Source organism: Micromonospora costi, assembly GCF_003626655.1.
In the GTDB taxonomy this organism is placed as follows: domain Bacteria; phylum Actinomycetota; class Actinomycetes; order Mycobacteriales; family Micromonosporaceae; genus Micromonospora; species Micromonospora costi.
This window is the reverse complement of sequence record NZ_RBAN01000004.1, coordinates 727,092-753,509: the sequence shown is the minus strand read 5'-3', so window position 1 is coordinate 753,509 and position 26,418 is coordinate 727,092. Positions and strand designations below refer to the sequence as shown.

Genomic DNA, 26,418 nt, shown 5'->3' with positions numbered 1-26,418 from the left:
GGGCACCGACCGGACCTCACTCGCCGGACCGGCGAGGGCGCAGACCGTGCAGGGCGGTGGTGACGATCCTGTCGGCATACTCGGCCGTGAGCGGCCCACTGCGCTGCAGCCACCGGTTGAGCAGCGGTCCCCAGATCATCTCGACGGCTACGTCGAGGTCGAGGTCCTCGGCGAGGTGCCCGGCCTGCTGGGCGCTGCGCAGGCGCTGTCGCTTGGCTTCCTTCAACGGCCCGTCGAGCCGTTCGGCGTACGCGGCCGCCAGTTCCGCGTCGTGCGCGATCTCGGTGGCCAGCGCCCGCATCGGTTGGTCGTAGCGGGGGTCGTTCAGCTCCTCGACCGTGGCGTGCAGTACCGCCGTCAGGTCGGCTTCCAGGTCGCCGGTGTCCGGGAGCGCGGGTGGTTCGCCCTCGTTGCCCTCGCTGAGCATGAGGAACGCGTCGAAGATGACGGCGCCCTTCGACGGCCACCAGCGGTAGATGGTCTGTTTGCCGACGCCGGCACGCGCGGCGATGCCCTCGATGCTGACTTTGGCGTACCCGACCTCCGACAACAGGTCGAACGCGGCGGTGAGGATGGCGCGCCGCGAACTCTCTCTCCGGCGCGCAGGGCTGGGCGTCATGTCGTCACCGTACCAGCAACGAGACGAACCGTCTCGTCTTGACGGAGCGCGGTGGGTGGCCTACCGTTGCCGCCATGACGAGACGGACCGTCTCGTCTCACGATGAGTGGATGGAGATCCTCTGTGCTCACCTCCGACGCCGCCGAACCGCGTACCTGGTTCATCACCGGCGCCAGCCGCGGTCTGGGCCGCGCCTTCGCCGCCGCAGCGCTCGAACGCGGTGACAGGGTGGTTGCCGCGGCTCGTCGCATCACCCGCGACGACTTCGACGAGCATCACGGCGATCGACTGCTGGTCCTGCCGCTCGACGTGACCGACCGCGCGGCGGTCGTCGCCGCCATGGCCACCGCTGTCGAGCACTTCGGCCAGCTCGACATCGTCGTCAACAACGCCGGCACCATGTCCATGGGCATGATCGAGGAGTTCACCGAGGCTGAGGCGCGGGCGCAGTTCGAGGTCAACTTCTTCGGCGCGCTGTGGGTCAGCCAGGCGGCGCTGCCGCACCTCCGCGTCCGGCAGACCGGCCACATCGTGCAGATCTCCAGCATCGCGGCCCTCGGCGGCTTCCCGAGCACCGGAATGTACAGCGCGAGCAAGTTCGCGCTCGAAGGCATGAGCGAGGCCCTGGCCATGGAGGCGGCGGCCTTCGGGATCAAGGTCAGCATCGTGCAGCCCGGCGGCTACTGGACCGACCTCTACACCAGCATGACCTCGACCACCCCGATGGAGGCCTACGCGCCGCTGCGCGCGGAACTGGAGCGGCAGTGGGCGGACGGCTCGATCGACAGCGCCCCGCGGCTGGCCGCCGAGGCGCTGCTGAAATTGGTCGACAGCAACGACCCGCCGCTGCGGCTCCTGCTCGGCAGCATGGTCTACGACCTGGCGTTCGACATCTCCCGCCGGCGAATGGACACCTGGGCGGGCTGGGAGCAGGTCAGCCGGGCCGCCGAGCATGCCGTCGCCGCCGACGACGCCCACTGAGGCCTCGCCAGTGGCCGCGCGGGTTGGCGGTTCCCCCGATTGGTCACACCCACAGTCGGCTTGCCGACAACCCGTAGCCCCGGGCGACCGAGCCGACCAGCATCGACAGGCCATCACCACACGGGGGAGCGCAACCATGACCGATCCGTACCGGACCCCGCAGCCCCAGGAGCCCTACCAGCAGCCGCAAGCCGGGGACACCTACACCGGCGGTACGCAGCAGCCCACCCCCGCCCCGCAGCAGTGGGTCGGTCCCGACGGGCAGCCCCACGCCGCCGTCCCGCCGCCGGCGCAGCCCAACCGGAAGCCGGTCATCGTCGCCGCCGTCGCCACCGCGGCGGTGCTGCTGCTCGGTGTCGCCGGCTACGCCGTCTGGGACGGCTACATCAAGGAGGACTCCGGTGTGGCCGCCTGCAAGGCGATGCGCGACGGAGAGAAGATCGTCGGCGACGACACGTCCGCCGGCGACGACAAGATGACCGAGGCCGAGTACCGGGAGGTCCGGGAGCTGTTCGAGGACTCCCGCCACGAGGACATCCGCGAGCACGGCACGGGTCTCATCGACATCCTCTGGCAGGTGTCGAATCTCCCGGAGGGCCAGGAGATGGGCGCCTTGGCATTCATCGGCCCCATGGGCACCCACGTTTCCGGGCTGCAGACGGCGTGCGCCGACCAGGGCGTGATCGTCAACCTCAACCAGAACTAGAGGCGCGCGCCACAGGCTGCCACGCCCCCGAGCCGCGTGCGCGGAGGCTGCGCGCAACGTGGTGGCGTCCGGCGGGGGAGTCGGGAAGGCTTGCGCCCATGGTTTCGGTATTGCAGAACGTGGCGATCGACTGTGCGGATGCCTATGAGCTGGCCCGGTTCTGGAGCAGGGTGACCGGCCGTCCGCTGCACCCGGAGGACAAACCGGGTGACCGCGAGACGCAGGTGCTGCTGGCGGAGGGCCCGGTGCTCTACTTCAACCAGGTGCCCGAACCCAAGAAGGTCAAGAACCGGGTCCACCTGTGTCTGCGCCCGGAGACCTCGCGTGACCAGGAGGTGGAACGGCTGCTGGGTATCGGTGCCAGCCTTGTCGCCGATCACCGGAACCCTGACGGCTCCGGCTGGGCGGTCCTTGCCGACCCCGAGGGCAACGAGTTCTGTGTTCTTCGCAGCGAGTCCGACCGCGCCGCGACGAGTTCCTGAGGCCCCGCAGGCTCGGCCTCCGGCCCCGACCCGACTCAGGTGAGGTTGCGCGCCTGGTCGGTGACGGCGGCCAGGAGGGCGGTCAGGGCGGGAGCCGGCGGGGTGTCCCGGGTGACGACGACCAGACGGCGCCTGAGCCGGGCTTCGGCGATGTCACGGACGGCGAGAGCGGGATCCTCCGCTGGCAGGGTCAGTGCCGGCATCAGCGCGACGGCTCCGGCGACGCGGACGAGTTCGAGTTGCACGTCCGCGTCGTTGGAGCGGTGTCGGAGGTCGGGCTCGTACCCGCCGAGGGACCGGCAGGTCCCGACGACCATGGCGTGGTGGCCGGTGCCCTCGGCGGACGTGGCCCAGACGTCGGATCGCAGCATGGCGACCGGGACGGGTCCTCCGGTCCCGGCCAGCGGATGCGTCGCCGGCAACACCACCTTCAGCGGCTCGTCGTGCAGGAGCGCGAAGCGCAGCCCCGCCGGACGGGGCCGTGGATGCCCGTCGTACTCGTCGCCGATCACCAGGTCGACCGAGCCCAACCGCAGGCCGGGGAGCGCCTGCTCGAGTTCGAGTTCGAAGATCTCGGCGCGTACCTGCGGATGGTCGACCATCATGCGGGACACGGCCGGCACCAGCAGGCGACGGGCCGCCGACTGCAGGCCACCGGCGCGAACAGTGCCCCGGACCTCACCACTCAGGGCCGCCAGGTCCGCGGCCGCCGCCTCGGCCGCCGACAGCAGCACCCGCGCGTGCTGGGCCAGGAGTTGCCCGGCATCGGTCAGGCGGACGCCCCGCCCGGACTTCTCGAACAACCGCGTACCGACCTCCTTCTCCAGCAGGGCCAGCTGCTGGGAGATCGCGGACGGGCTGTAGCCGAGAGCGGCCGCTACCGCGCCGAGGGTGCCCCGCTCCTCGAACTCCCGAAGGAAGCGCAGGCGACGAAGATCCAACGGGACCATGCAGGAATGCTAACGAGTCGAGTCCATCAATCATCACTGGACCTGATGGGTTCGGTCGTCGATGCTCGACGCCGTGGGTCTCGTACTGTGTCTACTCTCGGCGGCGTGCTTCGGCGCGATGGCGATCTTCGGAAAGCTGGCCTACGAGGCGGGCGTCTCGCCCGGAGCGCTGCTCCTGGTGCGCTTCAGCCTGGCCGCCGCCGTGCTGGCGGTACTGCTGCTCCTGCGGCCGGGTCTGCGACGGGACAACGCCCAGCGGAACGGGGGAGAGGCGACCCGCGAGCCGGCGACAGCGCGCCGCCGCGTGCTCGCCACCGCCGTCGGCCTGGGCGCGGTCGGGTACGCCGCTCAGGCGAGCCTGTTCTTCTCGGCCCTCCAGCGGATGGATGCCTCGCTCCTGTCGCTGATCCTCTACACCTACCCCGTCCTGGTCACCGTGGCAGCGGTTCTGCTCGGCCGGGACCGGCTGACACCGGGACGTGTCACCGCACTGGTGGCCGCGTCCGGCGGAACGCTCCTCGTCCTGCTCGGCGCGGGCGGCGGGAGTTTCCACCCGCTCGGGGCGTTGCTGGCGTTCGGCGCCGCGGTGACCTACACGATCTACATCCTCGTCGCCGACTCCGTCGTGCACCGGCTGCCGCCGGTCGTGCTGTCCGCGCTGGTGATGACCGGAGCCGCCGGTACGCTCGGCGCCCGTGCCCTCGTCGCGGGTGTCGACCTCGACTTCGGGCTCCCGGGGTGGTTCTGGCTGGTCTGCATCGCCGTCGTCTCCACCGTGTTGGCGATGCTCACCTTCTTTGCGGGACTGCGACGGACAGGTCCTTCGACCGCCGCGATCCTGTCGACGTTCGAACCCGTGGTCACCACCACGTTGGCCGCGCTCACCCTCGGCGAAACCCTGGGCGCCGTGCAACTCGCGGGCGCGGCCCTGGTGCTGTCCGCCGCCGCCGTCGTGCAGGTCCGGCCCGCCCCAGCACATCGCCGCGGGCAACCGGCGGTTCCCGATCACGGAGAGGCCACGATCGCCGTGGGCGGCCGCGGTGACAGGAGCCGGCGGGTGGCGGCGGAGGGCAGCTAGCTGGCGCGCTCGGCCTCACCGCGTTCGATGCAGAATTCGTTGCCCTCGGGGTCGAGCAGGGTGACCCAGCCGCCGGGCGTCGTCAGCTCCCCGGTGCGGGCGCTCAGCGTCGGGCCAGCGCCAGCACACTCAGGCCGAACATCAGGACGCCCAGGGGGACGTGGACCGACGGGACGTGCGCGATGCCGAGCACGACCTGGACCGAGGCGAGTACGAGGAAACCCGACGCGTGCCAGACGGGCCGGGGCGAGCCGCCGCCCGGCTTCCACGCCAGCACCGCGGCGAGCACGTACAGCATCGACGCCCCGTACATCACACGGGCGCCGACACCGTGCAGCGTCTCGCCGTAGGACGAGGTCAGCAGCAGTCCGGCGGAGACCGCCTGAAGGAAGATGGTCAGGGTCTGCAGGGCGATCGCGATCTGCAGGAACGAGGCGCCGCGCCGTGTGTTCGTCGCTGCCGCCGTCGTGGTCGTCACCTGGGTCGCCATGTCATGGTCTCCTTGCCCGCCCGGGGGCGGTAGGTCGTTAAGGTCTCACCAACCCGACGACACGGGCGTGCGAAAGGTAAGGCGGGGGGCGGCCGGACGTATGGGGACTGTCGTGACCAGCACCGACGAGATAGCCGGTGAGCGACGACAACTGATCAACGTCGCGTACCGGTTGCTGGGTTCGGTGACCGAGGCCGAGGACGCCGTGCAGGACGCCTACGCCCGCTGGTACGCGCTGCCCCGGAGCCGGCGGGACGAGATCGTGTCCCCCGGCGCCTGGCTGACGACGGTGACCAGCCGCATCTGCCTGGACCGGCTCGGCTCGGCCCACGCCCGCCGGGAACGCTACGTCGGCGCGTGGCTGCCCGAGCCGCTGCCGGACCGCGTCGAGTGGGACCACGCCCGCGGCGTCGGCCCTGGCGACCCCGCCGACCAGATCGTCCTGGACGAGTCGGTGACCATGGCCTTCCTCGTGGTCCTGGATTCGATGACGCCCGCCGAGCGGGTGGCGTTCGTCCTGCACGACGTGTTCCGGTACCCGTTCGCCGAGATCGCCCGCGTTCTCGACCGTACGCCTGCGGCCTGCAAGCAGCTCGCGGCCTCCGCCCGGCGGCGAGCGAGCGGCGCGCGCGCCCCGGTGGCGGCGACCGGTCACGCCGACGTGGTGAGGCACGTCAAGGAGGCATGGGAGACCGGGGACGTCGCCGCCCTCGTCGGTCTCCTCAACCCGGCCGCCGTGATGACCGCCGACGGCGGCGGCCTGGTCGGCACCGTCCTTCACCCGATCGAGGGCGGCGCGCGCATCGCCCAGTACATGGTCGCCATCGCCGAGATGGCTCCCGGGCTCGAACTCCTGGTGCGGTCGGTCAACGGCACGCCGGGCCTGGTGGCCCGGCGGGCCGGCGTGGTGGTGACCGTAGCCTCGTTCGACGTCTCCGACGGGCGCGTGAGCCGGATCTGGGTGGTCCGCAATCCGGAGAAGCTGCGGCCCTGGGCGCTTCCGGATGCGGGATCGTGGAACGGGTAGATGCCCGCGCTCCCGGCGCGCCGGGCCGGTCCGCACGCTGTCGAGCTGCCCCAAATCTGGGGCATGCCCGGCGGCCGAGGCGCCAGGTGCGACCAGCGGATCAGTCCGGGGTCGGTCTCTGGCCCACCACACACGCCAAGATCGCGCAACATCCCGGAAGTAGTGGCCTCCGGCAGCCATCGAGGCCACTACTTCAGCAAAGTTGCGCGATCAAGCCGATCGGAGGCCCCAGCGGGCGGCGGTTTGCGGACGCTGCCGTCGTCGCACCGTGAGTCACGGGATCCGTCACAGGCCGATGCCAGGATGAGGCCATGGCATACGACGAGGATCTCGCCAACCGCGTGCGTGAACTGATCGGCGGTGAGCCGGGGATCGACGAGCGGCGGATGTTCGGCGGCCTGGCGATGATGCTCAACGGCAACATGGCGGTGGTCATCCGTGGTGCGGGTGGCTTGATGGTCCGCGTCGACCCGGCGCAGTCCGCGCAGTTTCTGAGCGAGGACGGCGCGCAGCCCACGGAGATGCGCGGGTGGATCATGCGCGGCTGGATCACCGTCGAGCCCTCGGCCTGCGCCGAGGATGCCGACCTTCAGCGTTGGGTCGGCCGGGGCGTCACCTTCGCCCGCGGCCTGCCGGCGAAGTGATCCCGCCGCACTCAGTCGAGCATTCCGGCCTGATGGGCGAGGATCGCCGCCTGGACCCGATTGGCGAGGCCGAGCTTCGCCAGGATCCGGCTGACATGCGTCTTCGCCGTGGCCTCGCTCATGTAGAGCGTGGCCGCGATCTCGGCGTTGGACAAGCCCCGGCCGACGGTCACCAGCACCTCGCGTTCCTTGTCGGTGAGCACCGAGAGCCGCTGTTCGGCGTCGCGGCGCCGATCGGGCGTCGGCCCGGCGAACTTCTCGAGCAACCTGCGGGTGACCCGAGGAGAGATCATGGCGTCGCCGCGCGCCGCGCTGCGCACCGCGGCGAGCATGTCGGCGGCCGAGGCGTCCTTGAGCAGGAACCCGACGGCGCCGTTGCGCAGCGCGGTGTGCACGTACTCGTCGAGGTCGAACGTCGTGAGGACGACGACATACGGCGGCCGATCGAGCCGTGCGATCCGTTCGGTCGCTGTCAGCCCGTCGGTGCGGGGCATGCGGATGTCCATGAGGACGACGTCCGGCCGGAGCGTCCGGGCACGTTCGACGGCCTCGGCACCGTCAGACGCTTCGCCCACCACCGTGATGTCGGGAGCGGCCTCGAGGATGGTGCGCAGCATCGCGCGCACCATCCACTCGTCGTCGACGATCAGCGTCCTAGTCAATGGGGTCATCGTCCGTCCCGGGTGCGACCGGCATGTCGGCGACCACCTCGAACGCGCCGTCGCGGGTGGGGCCCGAGGTGAGCGTCCCACCAATCAGGCGGACGCGTTCGCCAAGGCCGAGCAGCCCGTGGCCGCCGCCGGCCGGCAGGCTCGCACGGGTGGCGGGCCGTCCGCGGCCGTTGCTGATCGTAACCCGCAGCGACTGCCGCGACTGCTGGATCCGGACGCGGGTCCGCGCCCCCGGGGCGTGCTTGTGCACGTTGGTCAGGGCCTCCTGCACGACGCGGTACACGGCGTGTTCGACAAGGAGCGACGGGCGAGCGCCCGTGTCGTTCTCGACCTCCAGGGTCACCGGTACGCCGAGTTTCCGGGACTCCTCGACCAGCGCCTCCACGTCGGCCAGGCCGGCCTGCGGAGCGAGCGGCAGGTCGCCGTCGCTGCGGAGGACCTCCACGAGGGAGCGGAGTTCGGCGAGGGCTTCACGGCCGATCGCTCCGATCTGCCGGCCCGTACGCACGGCCTCCTCGCCCCGGGACGCCTCCAGGGCGGTCGCCTGCAACACCATGAGCGACACCCGGTGGGTGACCACGTCGTGCATGTCGCGGGCTATCTGAGCCCGCTCGTCACTGCGGGTCTGCGCCACCCGCTCGTACTGTTCGCGTTCGAGCCGCTCGGCCCGTTCCCGGATGCGCTCGACCAGCTTGCGTCGGGTACCGACGTACAGCCCGAGCAGCGCCGGCGCGACGCACACGGCGACCGTCACCGGTACCGCGCCGTCGGCCCCGGCGTACCGCCAGATCGGGACGCCGACCAGGACCACCGATACCAGGATGCTGGCGGTGACCCTCGGCCACGCTGCCGTGCGGGTGGCCAGCGTGTACAGCGCGAGCATGACGGCCACCTGGGCCGACACGAGGGTGTTCGCCGCCAGCGTGCCGGCCAGCAGGACCGCGGGGGAACGGAGCCGCCGCCAGGTCAGCACGCCGACCGCGAGGCCGAGGGGCAGACCGAGCCACACCGGGGGTAGGCGGGGTTCGAATCCGGCGAGGGTGGGTCCGAAGAAGTCCACCCCGAACTGGCCGGTCGCCGTGCACACCGCCACGGCGAACGCGGCCACCGCGTCGATCACGGGGCGGCGGCAGAACCAACGCACCACCTGGTGCAGGTGACGGGACCTCATCGTGCTTCCACGGTAAGGCCGTCGGGTGGACGCCGGCGTCGGCGGAAAGTTGTACGAGGCGATCGCAGATCATCACCGACTTCATGAGCGACCGTCCCGGATCCGCCGATGTCCCCGGGGCCGCCGGCGGCAACGCTGGGCGCATGGGAAGTAAGCGTCTCGATCCGCGACGACTGCAGCTCGTCTTCGGTGCCTTCGCTCTCACCGCGGGCACCGCGACCGCGCTGCGTCCCGATCCGCCACACCCGCTCTTCACGATCGCGGGGGCCTGCGGCTACGCGGTCGCCACCGTGCTGTCGTTCGGCGGCTGGTTCGCGCTGCAGCGTGCCGCGACCGCTGCCCCCGCCCGGACCGTGCTGATCGTCTTCCACCTGCTGTTCGTTCCGGCGCAGTTCCTGTTCCTGCTCGCCCACGAACTGCCGTGGTTGGGTATGGCGCTGTCGTCCGCCATCGTGGTCAGCCTGAAGCCGCGCTTCCCGCGGTTGAAGCGGACGCCACGCAAGGTGTGGCTGACGCTGCACGTCGGTATCGGGGTCGGCTGGCTGGGCGTCGCGACGGGCATGTTGGTGCTGGCGATCGTCGGCGCGTCGGCCGACAGCCACGAGATGCAGCACGGGGCATACCTGCTGCTGCACCGATTCGACCTTCTCCTGGCGATCCCGAGCGCCTTCGCCACCATCGTCACCGGTGTCGTGGTCTCGCTCGGCACACCGTGGGGTCTCATCACGCACAAGTGGGTGCTGGCCAAGCTCGTCATCGCGCTCGCCCTGCCGTTCCTCGCGTCGTTCGAGGGCCCCTGGATCGAGGAGCTGGAGGCCCGCAGCGCGGACGGCGTGATCGAGACCGGCACCACCGGGTTGCTGCTGACCGGTGCGATGGGCCTGTTCACCGTCCTGCTGTGGACCGCGGTGGTCCTCTCCGTCTTCAAGCCCGGCGGCCGCACTCCCTGGGCGCGCCCGATGGGCGAGCGTCGGCGCGGCCCGACGAATGCGACACGCAGCGAGGCCGGCGACCCACGCGCTCCCGCCCTCGCGTCCCCGCATCGTCCCGTACCGGTGAGTCACCCAGAAGGAGGAGGCGCGTGACCAGCGCGTATGCGATCGAGGTCGAGGCGCTGACGAAGACGTTCGGCACGCTCAAGGCCGTCGACGGACTGAGCTTCACCGTCGAGTACGGCAGCGTGGTCGGCTTCATCGGCCCCAACGGCGCCGGCAAGACCACCACCATGCGCTCCCTCGTCGGGCACGTCCGCCCGGACGCCGGCCGCGTGCACGTCGCCGGACGACCCTACCGGGACCTGGCCGACCCACTGGGCACCGTCGGCGCCGTTCTCGAGACCGGAGCCGTGCACCCGGGCCGCAGCGGCCGCAACCACCTCCGGATCCTCGCCCGCCAGGCCGGAATTCCCCGGCGACGTGTCGAGGAGGTGATCGACGGCGTCGGTCTCGGACAGGCGGCCGGTCGTCGAGTAGGCGGCTACTCGCTCGGCATGCGCCAGCGGCTCGCCCTGGCCGCGGCCCTGCTCGGCGACCCCGCCATCCTGATGCTCGACGAACCCGCCAACGGACTGGACCCCGAGGGCATCCGCTGGCTGCGCGAGTTCCTGCGCGGCCTCGCCGCCCAGGGACGTGGCGTGCTGGTGTCCAGCCACGGGCTGCCCGAGCTGGCGTTGATGATCGACGAGGCCGTCGTCGTCGGGCACGGGCAGCTCATCACCCAGCAGCCGCTGGCCGATCTGAGAAAGCTCGGCGGCGGCCCGACGGTGCAGATCAGCGTCCCCGAGCCGGATCGGCTCGCCGCCCTGCTGCGCGAGCAGGGCCACCAGGTCCTCGAATGCGCCGGGCCCATCGTCACCGTCGCCGGCGACGACGCCCGTTCCGTCGGCCGGGTCGCCTTCGACCACGGCATCGGGGTGCACCGTCTCCTCGTCGAGGAGCCCTCGCTGGAAGAGGCCTACTTCCGCCTCACCACCGGAAAGGATTCGATCCGATGAGCGCGCTGACCCGCGCCGAGCTGATGAAGCTGCGCACCGTTCGGTCGACCTGGATGGTGCTCCTCGTCCTCCCGGTCGTGGCCGTCGTGAGCCTGATGGATGCCGCGCTGGACCCCGTGGAGCACAACACGACCGTGGCCGACTTCATGGACGTCTCACTCGCCGTGGTGAGCGTGGTCGTGGCCGCCTTCGCCGCGGCTCTGGTCGGCGGCGAGTTCGCCCGCCGGACCGTGGGACTCGACTACCTGGCGGTGCCGAAGCGTGTGCCTGTGCTCGCCGCCAAGGTGTGGGCGTTCGCGGGCCTCGGCGCCGTCCTGGGGTTGCTGTCCACGCTGCTGGCGACAGCCGTGGTCACACCGATCGCCGTGGGGCGCGACGTCGCGCTCGACGGTGCGGGCGTTGCCGTCCTGCGTGTCCTGGCTGTGGCGGCCGCGATCGGCGTCCTCGGCGCGCTCGGCACCGCCATCGGTGTGCTGGTGCCCCACCCGGGCATGGCCGTGGGGTCCGTCATCGGGTGGCAGGTCGTCGAAATGCTCCTCGGGATGGCCTTCGGTATCGGCGACGTCCTGCCGATCGGCCTCGTCACGGCAGTCGCCCACCGGGCCGGCACCGCGGCGCTGCCGGTCGCGTTCGGCCTCCTGTGCCTGTACACCGCGAGCGTGGTGGGTGTCGCGCTGCTCGTCGCGAGACGCCGCGACCTCGCCTGATGTTCGAGCCCGACAGGCCTGGCATCTGCGTCGACCACTAGCGCCAATTGGTTTGTTATGGAAACCTGTTGGTATGACTGCTGAGCCGATACCCGCGGGCGGCGACCCGCACCGGATGCTCGCGCACGTCCGGCACCTCACGCGGCGGGTCCGGGTAGCCCAACGGGTGACCTGGTTGCCGCTGCTGGTGCTGGCCCTGGTGACGTTCGCGGCGATTCCGTTCCACCGCTACGGCACCCAGGTCCTCGGCTGCACGGTGATCCCCAACGGCCAGGTGTGCGAGGTACGCAACACCGCCGCCGGCGTCTACTGGCTGGTGGCCCTGGCCCTGTCGTACGTGGCGATCGCCTACGGCTACCTGCGCGCCGCCCGGGCACGGGGGCTGGGCGGCCGGGTGATGCCGTACGTCGTCACGGGCATCGCGCTGGCCGTCCTGTCCAGCTCCGGGCTGCTGCTCATCGTGCACGAGGGCTGGGGACGGGCCATCGCCGAGTCGCCCGACCCGCCGAACGGGCTGACGCTGTTCCTGTTCCGCGTCGTCGAGGTGGGCTCCACGATCGGCATGGCGCTGCTGGTGCTGGCCTGGCTGGAGCGCCACCTCGCGCTGCTGCTGTTCACCGTCGGGTACCTTGCGGTGGTGCTGGTGCCGCTCGACTTCGGCTGGAACGCCCACTGGGGCGGGTTCACCTGGGGATTCCTGCCGACGCTGCTCGTTCGCGGCGGCGTGCTCCTGCTCGGCGGGCTCGGCTTCGCCCTCGCGCAACGACCGTGGCGGCATCGGTGAGCGACCCGCTCGACGAGCCAGCGCCCGCCACACACCCGGCCACCGGGCTCGACGACGTGGTGCACCAGCGGGTCCGGCTGGGCATCCTCACCATCGCCCACGAGGCGCGGCGCGTCGAGTTCGGCTTCCTGCGTACCCAGCTGGAGCTGACCGGCGGCAACCTGTCCCAGCACCTGGGCGTGCTCGAGTCGGCGGGGCTGATCGAGGTCGAGAAGGGCTACGCCGGCCGGCGCGCCCGGACCTGGGTCACGCTCACCGACGCCGGGCAGGCCGCGCTCGCCGAGGAGATCGCCCGGCTCAAGCAGCTCATCGTCCGGGTCGAGACGGCCGACGGCCGGTAGCGACCGCCAGCACCAACGCCGGCCGGGTCTCGCCGCGACCCGGCCGGCACTCGGTTCAGATCACGGCCTCACCGGCGGCTCACAGCCGTCGCGGTAGCGCACGCCACCAGGTCGCAGTCGGACCTGGTCGTGCACCGTCCCGGCAACCGGCTCGGTTCGCATCTCCGCGGGCCGGTCCACCACCACGCAGACGTCCTCGCCCGGCCACCACCAGCCGCAGGAGCGGGCCAGGCCGGCCCAGACGCCCAGGTGTTCAGCCTCGTCCCGTCCCTACCGGGCCAGGCCCAGCCGGTGCAGCGTGTCGTAGTAGGCGATCCACGACGCGTCCTGCTGCCCGTACCAGCACACCGGCACCGGCCCGGTGCTGGCCAGCGCGGCGCGCACCGGTAGGCAGTACCCGTGCACGAGGCTGCGGTGCAGCGCTGTGCGTACGCCCTGGTGCAGGACGACGGCGAGCGGAACACCACTGTCGAGCGCGTGCTGCGGGGCCAGTTCGGGCCAGGGTTCCCTGGTCCGGCCGGCCCGCATCGGTGACAGTTCGGGGTCGGTCTGGGTGACACCCGCGCTCAGCGCCCCACGGAGCTGGGAGCTGAGCATGGCGAGATCACTCGCCAGCGGCGGTGTCCCGTGTGGACGGGGATCCCTGATCCACTCGTAGAGCTGGTCGAGGGTGGGCCAGCCGGCGATCAGGGGGAGCGCCTTGTCGGGCGAGTCGACCCATTCGAAGCGGGGTCGTGGCCGGGACATCCGGGCGTAGACGGCGGTCAAGCAGCGCTCGGCCGTCGACCTGTCGGCCGGTTCGGTGGACATGCCGTGGCCGAGCCATTCCTGGCGGATCCGGTCGGCGTGCTGCCACAGCTCACGAACGCCGTGGACGGTCTGTACGGGCATCGCGGCGTCGTCGCGCCGCGTGGGTGCGCTCATCGCACCGGGGCGTCGCCGCCCTTCCGGGAAGAGATCATGGCGAGGACTATGGTCCAGGACGCGGCAGGTGCGCAACCGCCTTCTCGGCGGCCACATGCTTCAGCGGGAGACGTGTCCCCGCCGGCAGCCGTCGCGGGCTCCTTCAGGGAACGCCCGGCCCGGCCCGAGTGGGCGGGAACCCGCCACCCGGACCGGGCCGAGGCGAATGGGGCCTTACTCGCCGCCGAGAGCGGACGCGAGTGCGGACGCGCCGCCGACGATCGGGAGGTCGACTCGGGTCTGGCTGTGGTGCGTGTACAGGCTCAGCTCGGTGCCCGGCGGCGGCCGGAGGGTGAAGACCCGGTCGCTGGAGTACACGACGAGCCCGATCTGGCTGCCTTCGTTGAACACGTAGTCGTGCGGCTGCAGGTCGAAGTCGTGGAGGAACGGGGCTCCCGGCTGGATGCCGAAGCTGCGGTCCAGGCCGAACCGCTTCAGCGGGTCCGACCAGCCCCGCGCGATGATCTTCGGGTTGCCCGACTTCGGGTACTCGACCAGCATCGCGCTGACGATCGCGGCCCGGGCGTCGATCGACATCCGGGTCGAGAGGTGCACCGTCCCGCTCAGGTGTACGGGTTTGGTGAGCGGCGCGGTGCGGTAGGCGAGGCGGTTCGGGGACTGCTCGGCGCGGGCGAAGTTCGTCGCGTCGATCGTCATGTCGTCGACGAAGGTCTCGGTGACCGGCCCGTCCTCGGCGTTGCGTGTGAGCGCGAGCGTGCCGGTGGTGTTGTCGCCACTCGCGCCGAGGAAGAGGCGCGTGGAGGCGGAGCCGGGCGCCGGCCAGCTGTCGTACGGCGTCCAGGTGCCGTCTTCACGCTCGACCACTGCTGCGGGCTCGTCCAGCACGTCGTTGTCCACACCGTGCAGCCAGTAGGTCCACCAGCGGTTGAGCAGGTCCAGCCAGGCGGCCCGGTTGTTCGAGAGCGCCCGGTCGCCGTGCCCGCCCTGGTGCAGCCACACCTGGTGGGGGATGCCGTTCTCCTCGAGCGCGTCGATAAGCTGGGCGGCGTTCCGGAGCTTCACGTTCTGGTCGTTCAGGCCGTGCTGCACCAGGACGCCGCCGGCGATGTTGCCGATGTTCGGCAGGTAGTTGCGCTCGTGCCACCACTCGTTGTACTCGCCGGTTGTCCGGTCCTGACCCCGCCGGACCTCTTCCTTGGTGTAGTCGCACACCTCCGGGTACTTCCGCGAGATGTTGGAGTTGTGGTTGGAGTTCTGGTCGCCCCCGAGGTTGGTGTTGGTCGAGATGGGGGTGCCGTTCATCCGGCGGTAGTCGTAGTAGCTGGAGATCGCCGCGATGGGCACGATCGCCCGCAGTTCCTTCACGCCGGTCGTGGCCACCCCGATCGGTAGCGTGCCGTCGTAGGAGGTGCCGATCATCCCGACCTGACCGGTGGTCCAGGTGGCCTCGACCCGGTTGCCGTCGATGTCGTACGCGTCGGCCCGGCCGTTGAACCAGTCGATGACCGCCTTGAGCGAGTTGTGCTCCTCGGGACCGCCCCCGGTCGTGCACCCGGTCGAGCTGCCCGTACCGAGCATCTGCGCGTGGGCGAAGATGAAGCCGCGTTGCAGGAACTCGTTCTGGTACGTCCCGCCGTTGATCGTCTGGTGTGGCGGCTCGGTGCCGTCGTACGGCTTGTCGGGCAGCGGGAAGTACGGGAACGGGCCGGGATCCGGCGGAGGCGCGTAGCCCGGCTTCTCGGGCGCGTAGAGCGGGACGTGGACCTCGTTGTTGAGGAACGCCCCTCCCTCTCCCCAGTAGGGGCTCGCCTGCATGATGATCGGCAGTTGGATGCCCTTGTCGGTCGATGCCGGCCGCCGGATCTGCACCCGGATGCGGTCATTGGCGCCGTCCCGGTCGGTGTCCATGCCCTCGACCTCGACCCAGACGTTCTGGGTGATGATCTCCTCGCCGGCGTACACCGGCTGGGCTCGGCCGTTCTCGAACACAGGGCGCTGCCCGGTCGGCTGCTCCTCGGCGCCGGCCGCCGGTGTGGCGAACCCGAGCGAGGCCACGAGCGCCAGCACGGCGACGCCGGGCAGCCAGTGTCGTGGTCGTGATCGTCGTTGTCGATCGACGGGGAGATCCATGGTCAGCTCCTTGGTGAGTAGGGCGTGGGCAGGGCGTGTTGGGGCCACCGATCAGTCGGTGAAGTGGGCGGTTGTCAGGCGGGCGGCCCGTCGGCGAAGAACGCGAAACCGGTGGTGGCCGAGGTGCCCGCCACGAAGACGTTCAGGAGGCGGCAGATCGGGGCGCCGAGCGAGCAGTGCGTCGATCGCGTCGACGGCCACACCGTAGGGACACAGTGGACGGTGGCCCTGGGCTCGTGTCGCTGGAACGGTTCGATGGCAGCTCCTCGAGTCGGCGGCTCTCGCGAGCGTATGTTGTATACGAAGACTTGTGCAAGACCTCCGTCGATCTCGTCTTCGCAGGTCACGCAGCATGCTCGTATTAGTGGAGATCACCGCGAATTCGCCCGGGATGCGGCGGTCGCATCGGTCTGTGACGGTGGATGAGCGTCAGAGGTCGGCGACGGCCCGGGCGGTGGCGGGTGGGGCGCCGACCGCCTCGACAGGGATGCTGGCGGCGGTTTCGCTGGTCAGCTGCGCGGAGGTCACCCGGTCGAGGCGGAACCAGCGGATCGCGTTGCGGATCCGGCAGTGCGCGACGAGAAACCACTGTCCCCGGGTGCGCGCGAGGAGCACGGGGTCCACGTGGCGCACGGTCCGCCTGTCGTGCGTGTCGCGGTAGTGCACGACGAGGACACGTTGTTCGTGGAGAGCTCGCTCGACCGTGTGGCGGACCCGGGCGTCACGTGGTGTGTCGGTGTGGTCGATCCACACGCGGTCCTTCACGGCGTTGGCGCGTTGCCGGGCCTGCGCATCCATGACGCTCAGCGCCTTGACCAGCGCGGCGCGGGCGTGGCCGTCGAAGGGCTGCCCGCGGTGGGCTGCCACGGCCGCGGCGAGCCCGCAGACCTCGGCGTCGGTGAAGTTGACCGGCGGCAGCGTGGCGGCCCTGTCGACGACATAGCCTCCACCGGGTCCGGGGCGCGCGTAGACGGGCAGACCCGCGTGTTGCAGGGCCGAGATGTCACGTTTGATCGTCCGTACGCTGACCTCGAAGATGTCGGCGAGACGTTCGGCGGTCCGTCCGGCGCTGCCGGCGCGCCGCAGTTCCTCCCTCAGCGCGTACAACCGGTCGGTGCGGTTCATGCGGAAATGGTGACATACCCGTGACATGGCTGCGCGTGACGATGCCGTCATGAGCACTCCACGCGACCCGATCCTGTTCATCAGCGGCGCCGGGCTTCCGGCCTGGATCTGGGACGACGTCCACCAGCGGATGGGCTGGCCTCACGAGGTCCAGGTCGCTGCGCGACCGAGCCGCGGCGTCGAGGGTTCCTTGCGCGACTATGCCGAGGCGGCCATCGGTTCCGCGCCCACGGGCAGGTTCGCGATCGTCGCGCATTCGGCCGGTGGCGTGATCGGCGCCGAGGTCGCCCGGCTCGCGCCCGAACGTGTCAGCGCGTTCCTGGCGGTGACGGCCGTGATCCCCAAGGCCGCAGGGTCGTTCATCTCGGCGATGCCGGTGCCGAACCGGTGGCTGCTGAACGTGGCGATGCGGGTCGCCGGGACTCGCCCACCGGCCTCGGCTATCCGCGGCCGCCTCGCGCACCGTCTCGACGACCAGGCCGCTGGCCGCCTCATCGCAGAGTTCACTCCCGAGTCACCCGGTCTGTATCGCGACAGGACCGGCCATCGCTCGTGGAGCGGCCGGCGGGGATACGTGCTCGCCGCTCAGGACCGCGAGCTGCCGGTCGCGCTACAGCGACGCTGCGCCCAGCGGCTCGGTCACGCCTGGGCGGACACCCTCGACACCGGCCACCTACCCATGCTTGAGGCCCCCCGGGCGCTGGCCAGCTCGATCACGCGATTCCTCGGTGCACGACCCTGACCTTAGATCCTGGTCCAGGTCGATGGCAGTGGCGCCGAGAGTCCGCAGTCTTGCCGCGCGGAGTCGTCCCGAGCCTTCATGTTGATTGAACGAGCCGTGTTGCCATGCCGGCGATGCTAGAGCCTCTGTCGACTCGGGGGTGAAGCCCACCACTCGCGGGCGCTAGCTGTCCTAGCGTTGCTAGTCCTATCCTCGGCAGGATCTCTAGCGTTGCTACGATGAGGTCATGTCCGCCATCTCCGAGCGCCGCGAACGTGAACGCGCTCGACGCCATCAGCTGATCATCACGGCCGCCCGCGAACTGGCCGAGGCGGAAGGATGGGAGGCCGTCACCACCCGGAGGCTGGCCGAGCGCGTCGAATACAGCCAGCCCGTGCTCTACAGCCACTTCAACGGCAAGGACGCGATCATGCGCGCCGTCGCCATCGAGGGCTTCGGTGAACTCGCGGCCCGCCTGCGCCGTGCCCGGCTGGCCACCTCCGAGCCGCCCGAGGCACTGCACGCCGTCTGCCGCGCCTACCTGGAGTTCGCGACCGAGCAGCCCGCCCTCTACCAGGCCATGTTCATCCTGCCTACCGATGTGAAGTTCGCGCACGCCGAGACGCCACCCCCGCTGCGCGCCGCTTTCGACGAGTTCGTGAGCTGCTTTCGCTCGGACAACCCGCGACGCGGACTGTTCGCCGAAGTCACCTGGAGCGCGTTGCACGGCATCGCCGCTCTGACCGAGAGCGGCCGCATCCCCCCGGACGGCCAGGCAGAGCGGCTGGATTTCCTCGTCACCCGGATCGCTGACACATCAGGTGGACCGGCCACGCCGTGAGGGCACGCGCAACGGCCGCGGATCCCTAGCCCGCGGTGGTGCGGCGGGCGGTGCTGAACCGGCGCTGGTAGGCGGCGGGACTGATCGACAGCTTGCTGGCGAAAACCCGTCGCATGCTCTCGTAGCTGGGGAACCCGGCGAGTGCCGCGGCCTGCGTCGCGGTGTGTCCCTGGTCGAGCAGTGCCCTGGCCATGTCGAACCGAATGTTCTCCACGTAGCGGGCCGGTGTCGTGGACAACTCGTCGTGGAAGAGGCGGGTGAGATGCCGGGTACTGACGTTGAGGTGTTTCGCGAGTTCCGCGAGCGAGTGGTCGCCGCGCGGGTTCGCCGTCACCAGATCGGTGATCGTGCGCAGGGCCGGCGAGCGGGGCGGCGGTCCCTGCAGCGGTGCCGAGAACTGAGACTGGCCGCCCGCACGCTGCATGTACACCACCAGGGCGCGGGCGACGTGGCGCGCCAGGTCGGGCCCGTGGTCCTCTTCGACGAGAGCGAGCGCCAGGTCGATGCCGGCCGTCACTCCCGCCGAGGTGTACGTGGTGCCGTCGCGAACGTAGATCGCGTCGGGTTCGACGCGGCACGTCGGGCATCGGGCGGCGAGTTCGTGGGCGACCTTCCAGTGCGTGGTCGCGCGTTTGCCGTCGAGGAGGCCGGCGGCGGCGAGGACGAACGCCCCGGTGCAGACCGACACGACCCGGCCGGCCGTAGCCGCCGGCTTCCGCGCGGCGTCGGCCAGGTCGGCGGGGACAGGGGTACGCGGATAAAGGTCGGACCCGGCCACCAGTAGCGTGTCGGGAGCCGGCTCGGAGGAGATGGCGCCGTCGACAGCGATCCGGATTCCGAGGTTCGACGTGACGTCGGCGCCGGTCGGCGACAGCAGCTCGATCCGGTAGTCGGCGCCGAACCGGTTCGCCTCCTTGAACACCTCCGCGGGTCCGGCGATGTCCAGCAACGTCACTCCGTCGTACGCGAGGACCGCGACGCGGTGGGGGACGGCCTTGCCTGCTCCGGACTCTCCGGAGCCCGATCCACCTGGTGGCCGGCCGGGCCCGGCCGGCCACCGCCCTCGGGTCGGCGACGCAGAAGGCATGGACACGTCCTTTGCTAGCACACCGTCACCGGAGATGACGGGCATCCGCGTGGGCGGGGTCCGGGGAACCGTTTGCTCAGGTGCACTGTAGCGAGGTGCGACGACCGCGGGCGAAAGGGCCTGCCTCCCGTTACCGCCGGCGGGTCGACCGGGCGGCGTTCGCCGGCAAGTCCCTCACGATTCGGTTGTGCTGCCTTACGCTGTGGCAGAGGTGGCTGTTCGAGCAAAGCCGCGGCCGTCCGCGAACGCTGATCGACGAGAACCAGGTGTGACGGGCGGCGCGAAGCCGCAGGCCACGTGCCGGGCCGGCCGCGCGACGTGGTGCCGCGCGTGGCGGGGAACACAATTTTCGCCTGTCCGGATCTCAGTGATTCCTGGCCGGACAAAGGCGGCGGCAGGCACCGACCGGTGGGCAGCATGGAACTCGCACAACGGTCCGCAGCCCACACACCTTGTTCCGAAAGTCAGAGGTTATGTCAGAGGTCATCGCGGGATTGGAAATTCCTGACACGGCGGCGGTCGCCGAAGCGACCAGGATCGTCCAGGAAATGACCAGCCCTCTCATTTACCACCACTCCCGGCGGGTCTTCCTCTTCAGCCAGATCCACGCTCACCAGCTCGGTGTGCAACCGGATCCGGAGCTGCTCTACGTGTCGGCCATGTTCCACGACGCGGGCCTCCTGACCCCCTTCTCCGACGCCGAGCAGCGCTTCGAAGTCGATGGCGCCGACCATGCGCGCAAGTTCCTCCTGGACCGGGGTTTCTCGACGGCCGCCGCCGAGACCGTCTGGACGGCGATCGCGCTGCACACGACCCCGGGCATTCCCCACCTGATGGGCCCGGAGATCGCGACCACCCAGCTCGGTGTCCTGACCGACGTGCTCGGCCTGGGCCTGGACGGGCTGGACGGCGACCAGGTGGCCGAGATCCTGGCCGCCCACCCGCGAGGGGACTTCAAGAACGAGTTTCTGCGCGCCCAGTTCGAGGGGTTCAAGAACCGCCCCGAAACCACGAACGGCACCGTGAACTCCGACATCATCGAGCACTTCATCCCCGGCTTCCCGCGCACGACGACGGTCGAGCGCATCCTCGGCTCGCCCTGGCCGAGCTGAGCGAGGCCGGGGGAGCGCGGCGTGCTGCCCGGTGACGGCTCTCACGGTGATCCTTGCCGAACGCGGGACCACGCGCGTCATGAGTGACCCTGCGTTGCGGGCGCGCGATCGCGCCCGCATCGATGAGCGTTGGAAAGGATTTGCGCATGCGAGCGATCACCGTGCGAGACCGTGACGCGGGTGTCGGGGGCCTCACCCTGACCGACATGCCGTACCCGCACGCTTCGGAGAACGACGTCATCGTGCGCGTGCACGCCGCAGGCTTCACCCCCGGAGAGCTCGACTGGCCGGCGACGTGGACCGATCGCGGCGGCCGCGACCGGACGCCCACCATCCCCGGGCACGAGCTGTCCGGAACCGTGGTCGAGCTCGGCTACGGAACCACCGGCCTCAGCGTGGGCCAGCGGGTGTTCGGCCTGACCGACTGGGCCCGCAACGGATCCCTGGCTGAATACACCGCGGTGGAGGCTCGCAACCTGGCGCCCCTCGCGGCGGACATCGACCATACCGTGGCCGCCGCGTTGCCCATTTCCGGCCTGACCGCGTGGCAGGGACTGTTCGATCACGCCCACCTCACGACCGGGCAGACCGTCCTCATCCACGGCGCCGCGGGCGGCGTCGGCTCGATCGCCGTCCAACTCGCGCGAGAGGTGGGCGCCCGGGTGATCGGCACTGGACGGGCCGCCGACCGTGACGTCGCGCTCGGCCTCGGCGTGCAGGCCTTCCTCGACCTGGAGACCGACGACCTGCAGCAGGTCGGCGAGGTGGATGTGGTGTTCGACGTCATCGGCGGCGACATCCTCGAACGGTCGACCGCACTGGTACGCCCGGGCGGCACCGTCGTCACCATTGCCGAGCCACCGACGGTGCAGCCCAGGGACGGGCGAGCCATCTTCTTCGTGGTGGAGCCTGATCGCGCCCGGCTGGCCGACCTCGCCGAGCGCGTCCGGGCCGGCCGGCTCAAGCCCATCGTCGGCGATGTGCGACCGCTGGCCGAGACGGCCGCCGCGTTCGCCCGCCACCGCCGTACGCACGGCAAGACGATCATCCAGGTCGCGGACGAACACGAAGCCCAGCGCTCCTAGCAGTGCGCGGACCGTCGGCAGCCTGGTGATCGGCTGTCGACGGTCGCCGGGCGTACCCCTGCGACGGAAACATCCACCACCAGGCGTCGGCCCGACACCTCCACATGAAGGAATCCGAATGGCCAAGGTAATTGTCGGAGCCACTCCCTTTCAGGGGCACGTGAACCCGGTCCTCACCGTCGCGGCGGACCTGGTCGACCGTGGTCACGAGGTGGTCGTGTACACCGGGTCCCGGTTCGAGGAGCGCGCTCTGGCGATCGGAGCGCGGTTCCAGGCGCTGCCCCCGGAAGCCGACCTCGACGACCGGAAGTTGGACACGCGCTTTCCGGTGCGGGCCACGCTGCCGCCCGGACCGGCCCAGTTGTCGTTCGACTTCGAGAACTTCTTCCTCGGCCACCTGCCGGCGCAGGCGCGCGGTCTACGGGCGCTGCTGGAGACATTTCCGGCGGACGTGGTGCTCGGTGAGCTGGGGTTCTGGTCGATCCCGCTGCTCGGCCTCTCCGCGGCGCCCGGGGAACGCCCGACGCTCGTGACGCTGGGCTCCGTCCCCCTGCTGATCCAGAGCGATGACACTCCCGCGTTCGGCCCCGGCCTCCTGCCGGCGCCGGGCGAGGAGGCACGCGTCCGCAACCGGGCGATGAACGCCGAGGTGCGGCAGGCGTTCGCCGAACTGCAGAGATTCGGGGAGGCGACCTTCGCGTCGCTGGGCGTGCCGATGCCCGACTACCTCTTCGACGCGCCGTTTCGGCGTACGGACCACTACCTGCAGCTGACCGTGCCCAGCTTCGAGTACCCCCGCAGGGACCTTCCGGCGCACCTGCGGTTCATCGGTACGCTGCCCCCGGCACCCAGCGGCGAATGGGTGGAGCCGGCGTGGTGGCCCGAGCTGTCGACCGGCCGGCCCGTGGTGGTCGTGACCCAGGGCACCGTCGCCAACACCGATTTGCACGAACTGGTCATTCCCACCGTCCGTGCCCTCGCCGACCTCGACGTCCTCGTGGTGGCCGCGACTGTCCGGGAGGACGGGCCGGACCTGGTACGCCAGGCCCTGACCGAGGTGCCGGACAACGTACGGCTGGCCGGCTTCGTACCGTTCGACCGGCTGCTGCCGCACGCCGACGTGCTGGTCACCAACGGCGGTTACGGCGGGGTGCAGATCGCCCTGTACCACGGGGTCCCGCTGGTGGTCGCCGGAGCCAGCGAGGACAAGCCGGAGGTGGCTGCCCGCGTCGAGTGGAGCGGCACCGGCGTCAACCTGCGCACCGGCACGCCCGCGGACGCCGACCTGCGCGCCGCGGTCCAGACGGTGCTGCACGAGCCGGGCTACCGCGCCCAGGCCGGAATCATGGCCAAGGAGATCAGCCAGTACGACCCGTTCGAGGCGATCGCCGAGATCGTCGAGGCCGCCGGCCGCTGAGCCGTACGGTCGAGGAGGGGGCGGTCGACGTCCGGCTACCGGACGCCGGCCTCCACCGTCAGGGTTCCGGCCTCAGCGTCGATCGTGGCCCGGGCACCGAGCGGCACGGTCAACTGGCCGTTGCCGTGCCCGAGGCGGAGCCCGCCGAGCACCGGAACGCCGAGGTCGTAGAGGCGGTCCTTGAGCACGGCGGACGCGTCCCACTCGCCGGGTCCGCCGACGCTGTTGGTGATCTGGCCGATCACCACCCCGGCAACCCGGCCCAGCACGCCGACCCGGCGTAGCTCGGTCAACATCCTGTCGTAGCTGTAGGGCGCCTCGTCCACGTCTTCGAAGAACAGGATGGCGCCGTCGAAGTCGGGGGCGTCCGCGGCGCCCAGCGAGGTGGAGATCAGGGTCAGACAGCCGCCGAGGAGCCGGCCGGTCGCCTTGCCCGGCACCATGACCGGGGCGGCCGTCTCGCCCGGATCCCGGTGGATGGTGATCGGCGCGGTGGTCATCACCGCTCGGCGCAGCGCCTCGGCCGAGTCGGGACCGGTCCGGCTGTCCGTCCAGTTGACCATCGGGCCGTAGAAGCTGACCAGGCGGGCCTCGCGCCACAGCCGACCATGGATGCTCGTGATGTCGCTGAATCCGACCACCACCTTCGGGTCGCGGCGCAGGGCGGACACGTTCATCCGGTCCACGATCCGCTGGGTGCCGTAGCCGCCACGCGCGGCGAAGACGCCCCGGACACCAGGGTCGGCGAACGCCGCGTTCACGTCGGCCAGCCGCTGCGCGTCGGTGCCGGCCAGGTAGCCGTACCGGGCGAAGACGTGCTCGCCCAGCTCCACCTCCAGACCCCAGCCGCGGAGGATCTCGGTACCACGCTCCATGAGGGCAGGATCCGGGGCGCTTCCCGGCGACACCACCCGAACCCGGTCACCGGGCACCAGGGCACGGGCCCGGACCGGTGCCCGTCCGTCGCGCGGCGCCGCCTGAGCCGGCCCGGCGGTGCCGATCAGCATCGCGCCGCCGGCTGCCGCAGCGGCGCCGGCATGCAGCACGCGCCGCCGGGACAGGGCGGCGGCTCGGGGATCCGTCGTGGATGGGGCCTCGTCGAACTCTCGCATCGGCGTCCTCTCCGTGTGCCGGGACCGGCGTTCCGGGCCGGCAGGCCATCAGATGGCGTCGATGCTATGGGTCGTCCACAAGGGATACGTGCCGTCCTGGCCCCGTGCGACGGTCGGAGCCGGTGAAGGTCGAGGGCAGACAAGAACGATGTCAGTCACTACGCTCGCTACGAACGACCAGGCTGGGCCTCGACCGGAACGTGTTTCAGGGGAGCAGGGGATGAACCTTGGCAGAAAGGCGTCAGCCGTTGCGGCGGCCGGTGCACTGGGCATCGTCACGACCCTCACCGCGGGCGGAGTGCCCGCGGCGGCGCAGGCATCCGGGACGGTGGCCGCGGTAGCGGACGAGCCGATCACCCACGAGGAGAATCCGCGCGTTCCCGAGGGGGCGGCGTGGACGGAGGCGTACTTCCCGTCGTCGGACGGCAGTGGGGTCGAGTTGCACGCCGACGTGCTGCGCCCGGCACACCTGTCGGCCGATGCGAAGACGCCCGTGATTCTCTCGGTGGGTCCCTACTTCGCGCACGCCGGGCAGACCGGCCCCGAGGGGTGGGAGAACGTCGGACCGTCGGCGCGCTTCCAGGACTTCGTCGACGGCGCCGACCTGATGGCGCGCGGCTACACCTTCGTGATGGTGGACCTGCGCGGCTTCGGCGGCAGCACCGGGTGCCTGGACTGGGTCGGCCCGGGCGAACAGGCCGACGTCCGGGCGGCCATCGCGTGGTCGGCCAGCCAGCGGTGGTCCAACGGCAAGGTCGGGATGTACGGCAAGTCCTACGACGCCGTCACGGGGCTGGTGGGCAACAACCTCAAGATGGACGCCCTGAAGGCGGTCGTCGCCCAGGAACCCGTCTGGGACATGTACAACTACCTGTTCAGCAACAAGGTGCCGCGTCCCAATGTCACGGGCACGCCGGCGGCGTACAACTCGATCGCGGTGATGCCTCCGATGGCCGGCGACAGTGACCGGTACAGGGCGAACGCGCTCTACGAGGCGAGCCATCCGGAGTGCCTGAGTGACAACATCACCAACAACAACAACCCCGACGCCGATTCGGCGTACTGGCGGGCCAGGAACCTGGCCAGGGACGCTGCCGGGACCCGCACCCCGTTGTTCGTGACCCAGGGCTTCATCGAGTCCAACACCAAGCCTGAGGACATGGACGAGTACCTGGCCAACCACCGTGGCCCCGAGCGCGGTTGGCTCGGCCAGTGGGACCACGTGCGAGGCAACGACACCCACGGCGACGGCCGGTTGGCGATGGGTCGTGCCGGCTGGTTCGACGAGGTGATGCGGTTCTACGACCAGTACCTCCGCGGCACTCAGCCGTCGGTGACCGATCCGGCGTACGCCATCGAGGACAGCCTCGGCCACTGGCGCGCGCAGAAGACCTGGCCCCTGATCTCGACCTCGTACGACGCGCGGCTCTCCACCGGCCGGTACCTCGACGACGGCGGCGCCTCGGCGGCGGCCGCGGAGACCGCCGCGGCGGACAACGGCCGCTGGGACATGGAGCGGGCGCCGCGTGCCGAGGTGCTGTCCCGTGCCGAGAAGAACGCCGCCAAGCAGGGCGACGCCTCAGCCTCCAGCTTCTGGACCTGGTCCACCCCCGCGCCCCGGACGCTGCGGATCACGGGTACACCGCGGATCACGCTCCACGCGAGCACGAGCGGAAACGTGATGGTGCGCCTGTGGGACGTCGCTCCGGATGGCACGGCCACGATGTTCGACGAGAACGTCGCGCTGCTGGAGAGGAGCGGGCCGATCTCGTTCGATCTGAAGTCGACCGACTGGACCATCGAGCGTGGGCACCGGCTGGGAGTCCAGATCGGGACCATCGACTCCAACAGATGGCGGGACGTGCCCTCGGGCCACACGATCAAGGTCTCCGGCGCCCGGCTCGCCTTGGACGTGCAGGGTCCGCGGTCCGACGTGCCGACCCAGGGTGACCGCTCGCCGTACCTGGACTCGTACCTGGCAGCGAACACCACCACGCTCAGCAACGTCGGCCACGGCACCTTCCCGCTGAGGCTTTCCCAGAACGGTTGACCGAACGGCTGCCCGGTGCCCGCCTAGCGGGCACCGGGCAGGCCGTGACGGTCGGCCGCTGGTTCCCGCCCGATCTACCCGCGGGTCTCGAGCGGAACACCGTAGCGTGAGGTCGGGCCCCGCGCGTTCGGCTGCACGCTCAAGCGGCTGCCTCGCCCCCGCACCTCCGT

29 protein-coding genes are annotated in these 26,418 nt (G+C 70.7%); 17 read left to right on the top strand and 12 right to left on the bottom strand.

Annotated elements, in window-relative coordinates:
* Nucleotides 1-16: 16 nt before the first annotated feature.
* Nucleotides 17-619, bottom strand: a complete 603-nt coding sequence (locus tag D7193_RS25375; RefSeq protein WP_120782057.1) for a TetR/AcrR family transcriptional regulator — start codon at nt 617-619, stop codon at nt 17-19.
* 102 nt (nt 620-721) lie between these two features.
* Between D7193_RS25375 and D7193_RS25370 the strand changes: the two genes are divergently transcribed.
* The 3 genes from D7193_RS25370 (at nt 722) to D7193_RS25360 (ending at nt 2,788) form a co-directional block, all read left to right on the top strand.
* Entirely contained in the window at nt 722-1,600 is an 879-nt protein-coding gene (locus D7193_RS25370; protein ID WP_120782056.1) for an SDR family oxidoreductase, read from the top strand.
* A 136-nt stretch (nt 1,601-1,736) separates the two neighbouring features.
* A complete protein-coding gene (locus D7193_RS25365; protein ID WP_120782055.1) occupies nt 1,737-2,306 on the top strand; it encodes a hypothetical protein in 570 nt (189 codons plus the stop codon).
* 98 nt (nt 2,307-2,404) lie between these two features.
* Nucleotides 2,405-2,788, top strand: coding sequence for a VOC family protein (locus tag D7193_RS25360; protein WP_120782054.1), 384 nt, complete (start codon nt 2,405-2,407; stop codon nt 2,786-2,788).
* A 35-nt stretch (nt 2,789-2,823) separates the two neighbouring features.
* Here the strand turns inward: D7193_RS25360 and D7193_RS25355 are convergent, their stop codons facing one another.
* Nucleotides 2,824-3,738, bottom strand: coding sequence for a LysR family transcriptional regulator (locus tag D7193_RS25355; RefSeq protein WP_120782053.1), 915 nt, complete (start codon nt 3,736-3,738; stop codon nt 2,824-2,826).
* A 73-nt stretch (nt 3,739-3,811) separates the two neighbouring features.
* Here D7193_RS25355 and D7193_RS25350 point away from each other — a divergent pair, with 73 nt between their 5' ends.
* The gene (locus D7193_RS25350; RefSeq protein ID WP_241563395.1) at nt 3,812-4,816 is read left to right on the top strand and encodes a DMT family transporter; all 1,005 of its coding nucleotides are present in this window, start codon (nt 3,812-3,814) and stop codon (nt 4,814-4,816) included.
* Between the two features lie 103 nt (nt 4,817-4,919).
* On the opposite strand, the gene D7193_RS25340 is transcribed toward D7193_RS25350, so the two are convergent.
* The gene (locus D7193_RS25340; protein WP_120782051.1) at nt 4,920-5,306 is read right to left on the bottom strand and encodes a hypothetical protein; all 387 of its coding nucleotides are present in this window, start codon (nt 5,304-5,306) and stop codon (nt 4,920-4,922) included.
* Nucleotides 5,307-5,418: 112 nt separating this feature from the next.
* On the opposite strand from D7193_RS25340, the gene sigJ reads away from it, so the two are divergent.
* Nucleotides 5,419-6,333, top strand: a complete 915-nt coding sequence (sigJ, locus tag D7193_RS25335; RefSeq protein WP_241563393.1) for an RNA polymerase sigma factor SigJ — start codon at nt 5,419-5,421, stop codon at nt 6,331-6,333.
* 311 nt (nt 6,334-6,644) lie between these two features.
* Entirely contained in the window at nt 6,645-6,977 is a 333-nt protein-coding gene (locus D7193_RS25330) for a TfoX/Sxy family protein (RefSeq protein ID WP_120782049.1), read from the top strand.
* 11 nt (nt 6,978-6,988) lie between these two features.
* On the opposite strand, the gene D7193_RS25325 is transcribed toward D7193_RS25330, so the two are convergent.
* Complete coding sequence (locus D7193_RS25325) at nt 6,989-7,639, bottom strand: response regulator (RefSeq protein ID WP_120782048.1); 651 nt, start codon at nt 7,637-7,639, stop codon at nt 6,989-6,991.
* Nucleotides 7,632-8,819, bottom strand: a complete 1,188-nt coding sequence (locus tag D7193_RS25320; RefSeq protein WP_120782047.1) for a sensor histidine kinase — start codon at nt 8,817-8,819, stop codon at nt 7,632-7,634. The genes D7193_RS25325 and D7193_RS25320 overlap by 8 nt, the downstream gene beginning before the upstream one ends.
* 83 nt (nt 8,820-8,902) lie before the next feature.
* Here D7193_RS25320 and D7193_RS25315 point away from each other — a divergent pair, with 83 nt between their 5' ends.
* From D7193_RS25315 to D7193_RS25295, 5 genes are all read left to right on the top strand, one after another.
* A complete protein-coding gene (locus D7193_RS25315; RefSeq protein ID WP_147434449.1) occupies nt 8,903-9,904 on the top strand; it encodes a hypothetical protein in 1,002 nt (333 codons plus the stop codon).
* On the top strand, nt 9,901-10,812 hold the full coding sequence (locus D7193_RS25310; RefSeq protein ID WP_120782045.1) for an ATP-binding cassette domain-containing protein: 912 nt from the start codon (nt 9,901-9,903) through the stop codon (nt 10,810-10,812). Before D7193_RS25315 ends, D7193_RS25310 begins: the two co-directional genes overlap by 4 nt.
* On the top strand, nt 10,809-11,519 hold the full coding sequence (locus D7193_RS25305) for a hypothetical protein (protein WP_120782044.1): 711 nt from the start codon (nt 10,809-10,811) through the stop codon (nt 11,517-11,519). The genes D7193_RS25310 and D7193_RS25305 overlap by 4 nt, the downstream gene beginning before the upstream one ends.
* A 73-nt stretch (nt 11,520-11,592) precedes the next feature.
* Nucleotides 11,593-12,303, top strand: a complete 711-nt coding sequence (locus tag D7193_RS25300; RefSeq protein WP_120782043.1) for a hypothetical protein — start codon at nt 11,593-11,595, stop codon at nt 12,301-12,303.
* Complete coding sequence (locus D7193_RS25295) at nt 12,300-12,644, top strand: transcriptional regulator (RefSeq protein WP_120782042.1); 345 nt, start codon at nt 12,300-12,302, stop codon at nt 12,642-12,644. The genes D7193_RS25300 and D7193_RS25295 overlap by 4 nt, the downstream gene beginning before the upstream one ends.
* A 60-nt stretch (nt 12,645-12,704) precedes the next feature.
* On the opposite strand, the gene D7193_RS34755 is transcribed toward D7193_RS25295, so the two are convergent.
* The 5 genes from D7193_RS34755 to D7193_RS25280 all read right to left on the bottom strand — a co-directional run bounded on the left by D7193_RS34755 (nt 12,705) and on the right by D7193_RS25280 (nt 16,823).
* A complete protein-coding gene (locus D7193_RS34755) occupies nt 12,705-12,893 on the bottom strand; it encodes a DUF6745 domain-containing protein (protein ID WP_338324118.1) in 189 nt (62 codons plus the stop codon).
* Between the two features lie 21 nt (nt 12,894-12,914).
* The gene (locus D7193_RS25290; protein WP_120782218.1) at nt 12,915-13,535 is read right to left on the bottom strand and encodes a hypothetical protein; all 621 of its coding nucleotides are present in this window, start codon (nt 13,533-13,535) and stop codon (nt 12,915-12,917) included.
* Nucleotides 13,536-13,781: 246 nt separating this feature from the next.
* Complete coding sequence (locus tag D7193_RS25285; protein ID WP_120782041.1) at nt 13,782-15,698, bottom strand: CocE/NonD family hydrolase; 1,917 nt, start codon at nt 15,696-15,698, stop codon at nt 13,782-13,784.
* 74 nt (nt 15,699-15,772) lie between these two features.
* On the bottom strand, nt 15,773-15,901 hold the full coding sequence (locus D7193_RS34630; protein ID WP_277749921.1) for a hypothetical protein: 129 nt from the start codon (nt 15,899-15,901) through the stop codon (nt 15,773-15,775).
* A gap of 226 nt (nt 15,902-16,127) precedes the next feature.
* On the bottom strand, nt 16,128-16,823 hold the full coding sequence (locus tag D7193_RS25280) for a helix-turn-helix transcriptional regulator (protein WP_120782040.1): 696 nt from the start codon (nt 16,821-16,823) through the stop codon (nt 16,128-16,130).
* Nucleotides 16,824-16,848: 25 nt separating this feature from the next.
* Between D7193_RS25280 and D7193_RS25275 the strand changes: the two genes are divergently transcribed.
* Complete coding sequence (locus D7193_RS25275; protein ID WP_120782039.1) at nt 16,849-17,565, top strand: alpha/beta fold hydrolase; 717 nt, start codon at nt 16,849-16,851, stop codon at nt 17,563-17,565.
* Nucleotides 17,566-17,791: 226 nt separating this feature from the next.
* Nucleotides 17,792-18,385, top strand: a complete 594-nt coding sequence (locus tag D7193_RS25270; RefSeq protein ID WP_120782038.1) for a TetR/AcrR family transcriptional regulator — start codon at nt 17,792-17,794, stop codon at nt 18,383-18,385.
* 25 nt (nt 18,386-18,410) lie between these two features.
* Here D7193_RS25270 and D7193_RS25265 read toward each other — a convergent pair whose 3' ends face one another.
* Nucleotides 18,411-19,472 carry a GlxA family transcriptional regulator gene (locus D7193_RS25265; protein WP_277749920.1) on the bottom strand — a complete coding sequence of 354 codons (1,062 nt, stop codon included), beginning with the start codon at nt 19,470-19,472 and terminating at the stop codon, nt 18,411-18,413.
* 548 nt (nt 19,473-20,020) lie between these two features.
* Between D7193_RS25265 and D7193_RS25260 the strand changes: the two genes are divergently transcribed.
* The 3 genes from D7193_RS25260 (at nt 20,021) to D7193_RS25250 (ending at nt 23,086) form a co-directional block, all read left to right on the top strand.
* Nucleotides 20,021-20,584: an HD domain-containing protein gene (locus D7193_RS25260; RefSeq protein WP_241563391.1), complete on the top strand. Its 564-nt coding sequence runs from the start codon at nt 20,021-20,023 to the stop codon at nt 20,582-20,584.
* A gap of 83 nt (nt 20,585-20,667) precedes the next feature.
* Complete coding sequence (locus D7193_RS25255) at nt 20,668-21,669, top strand: NADP-dependent oxidoreductase (RefSeq protein WP_241563389.1); 1,002 nt, start codon at nt 20,668-20,670, stop codon at nt 21,667-21,669.
* A 118-nt stretch (nt 21,670-21,787) separates the two neighbouring features.
* A complete protein-coding gene (locus tag D7193_RS25250) occupies nt 21,788-23,086 on the top strand; it encodes a glycosyltransferase (RefSeq protein WP_158674858.1) in 1,299 nt (432 codons plus the stop codon).
* Nucleotides 23,087-23,121: 35 nt separating this feature from the next.
* On the opposite strand, the gene D7193_RS25245 is transcribed toward D7193_RS25250, so the two are convergent.
* The gene (locus D7193_RS25245) at nt 23,122-24,093 is read right to left on the bottom strand and encodes a S66 peptidase family protein (RefSeq protein ID WP_120782217.1); all 972 of its coding nucleotides are present in this window, start codon (nt 24,091-24,093) and stop codon (nt 23,122-23,124) included.
* Between the two features lie 325 nt (nt 24,094-24,418).
* On the opposite strand from D7193_RS25245, the gene D7193_RS25240 reads away from it, so the two are divergent.
* Nucleotides 24,419-26,248: a CocE/NonD family hydrolase gene (locus D7193_RS25240; RefSeq protein ID WP_120782033.1), complete on the top strand. Its 1,830-nt coding sequence runs from the start codon at nt 24,419-24,421 to the stop codon at nt 26,246-26,248.
* Nucleotides 26,249-26,418: the final 170 nt, after the last annotated feature.

Bases quoted from the DNA above. Each gene is read 5' to 3' on its own strand.
- D7193_RS25280 (WP_120782040.1), bottom strand. From the start codon at position 16,823: ATGAACCGCACCGACCGGTTGTACGCGCTGAGGGAGGAACTGCGGCGC.
- D7193_RS25320 (WP_120782047.1), bottom strand. From the start codon at position 8,819: ATGAGGTCCCGTCACCTGCACCAGGTGGTGCGTTGGTTCTGCCGCCGC.
- D7193_RS25285 (WP_120782041.1), bottom strand. From the start codon at position 15,698: ATGGATCTCCCCGTCGATCGACAACGACGATCACGACCACGACACTGG.
- D7193_RS25265 (WP_277749920.1), bottom strand. From the start codon at position 19,472: ATGCCTTCTGCGTCGCCGACCCGAGGGCGGTGGCCGGCCGGGCCCGGC.
- D7193_RS25250 (WP_158674858.1), top strand. From the start codon at position 21,788: ATGGCCAAGGTAATTGTCGGAGCCACTCCCTTTCAGGGGCACGTGAAC.
- D7193_RS25305 (WP_120782044.1), top strand. From the start codon at position 10,809: ATGAGCGCGCTGACCCGCGCCGAGCTGATGAAGCTGCGCACCGTTCGG.
- D7193_RS25375 (WP_120782057.1), bottom strand. From the start codon at position 619: ATGACGCCCAGCCCTGCGCGCCGGAGAGAGAGTTCGCGGCGCGCCATC.
- D7193_RS25300 (WP_120782043.1), top strand. From the start codon at position 11,593: ATGACTGCTGAGCCGATACCCGCGGGCGGCGACCCGCACCGGATGCTC.
- D7193_RS25360 (WP_120782054.1), top strand. From the start codon at position 2,405: ATGGTTTCGGTATTGCAGAACGTGGCGATCGACTGTGCGGATGCCTAT.
- D7193_RS25260 (WP_241563391.1), top strand. From the start codon at position 20,021: ATGACCAGCCCTCTCATTTACCACCACTCCCGGCGGGTCTTCCTCTTC.
- D7193_RS25355 (WP_120782053.1), bottom strand. From the start codon at position 3,738: ATGGTCCCGTTGGATCTTCGTCGCCTGCGCTTCCTTCGGGAGTTCGAG.
- D7193_RS25240 (WP_120782033.1), top strand. From the start codon at position 24,419: ATGAACCTTGGCAGAAAGGCGTCAGCCGTTGCGGCGGCCGGTGCACTG.
- D7193_RS25370 (WP_120782056.1), top strand. From the start codon at position 722: ATGAGTGGATGGAGATCCTCTGTGCTCACCTCCGACGCCGCCGAACCG.
- D7193_RS25245 (WP_120782217.1), bottom strand. From the start codon at position 24,093: ATGCTGATCGGCACCGCCGGGCCGGCTCAGGCGGCGCCGCGCGACGGA.
- D7193_RS25340 (WP_120782051.1), bottom strand. From the start codon at position 5,306: ATGGCGACCCAGGTGACGACCACGACGGCGGCAGCGACGAACACACGG.
- D7193_RS25365 (WP_120782055.1), top strand. From the start codon at position 1,737: ATGACCGATCCGTACCGGACCCCGCAGCCCCAGGAGCCCTACCAGCAG.
- D7193_RS25275 (WP_120782039.1), top strand. From the start codon at position 16,849: ATGGCTGCGCGTGACGATGCCGTCATGAGCACTCCACGCGACCCGATC.
- D7193_RS25315 (WP_147434449.1), top strand. From the start codon at position 8,903: ATGAGCGACCGTCCCGGATCCGCCGATGTCCCCGGGGCCGCCGGCGGC.
- D7193_RS25330 (WP_120782049.1), top strand. From the start codon at position 6,645: ATGGCATACGACGAGGATCTCGCCAACCGCGTGCGTGAACTGATCGGC.
- D7193_RS25270 (WP_120782038.1), top strand. From the start codon at position 17,792: ATGTCCGCCATCTCCGAGCGCCGCGAACGTGAACGCGCTCGACGCCAT.
- D7193_RS25290 (WP_120782218.1), bottom strand. From the start codon at position 13,535: ATGCCCGTACAGACCGTCCACGGCGTTCGTGAGCTGTGGCAGCACGCC.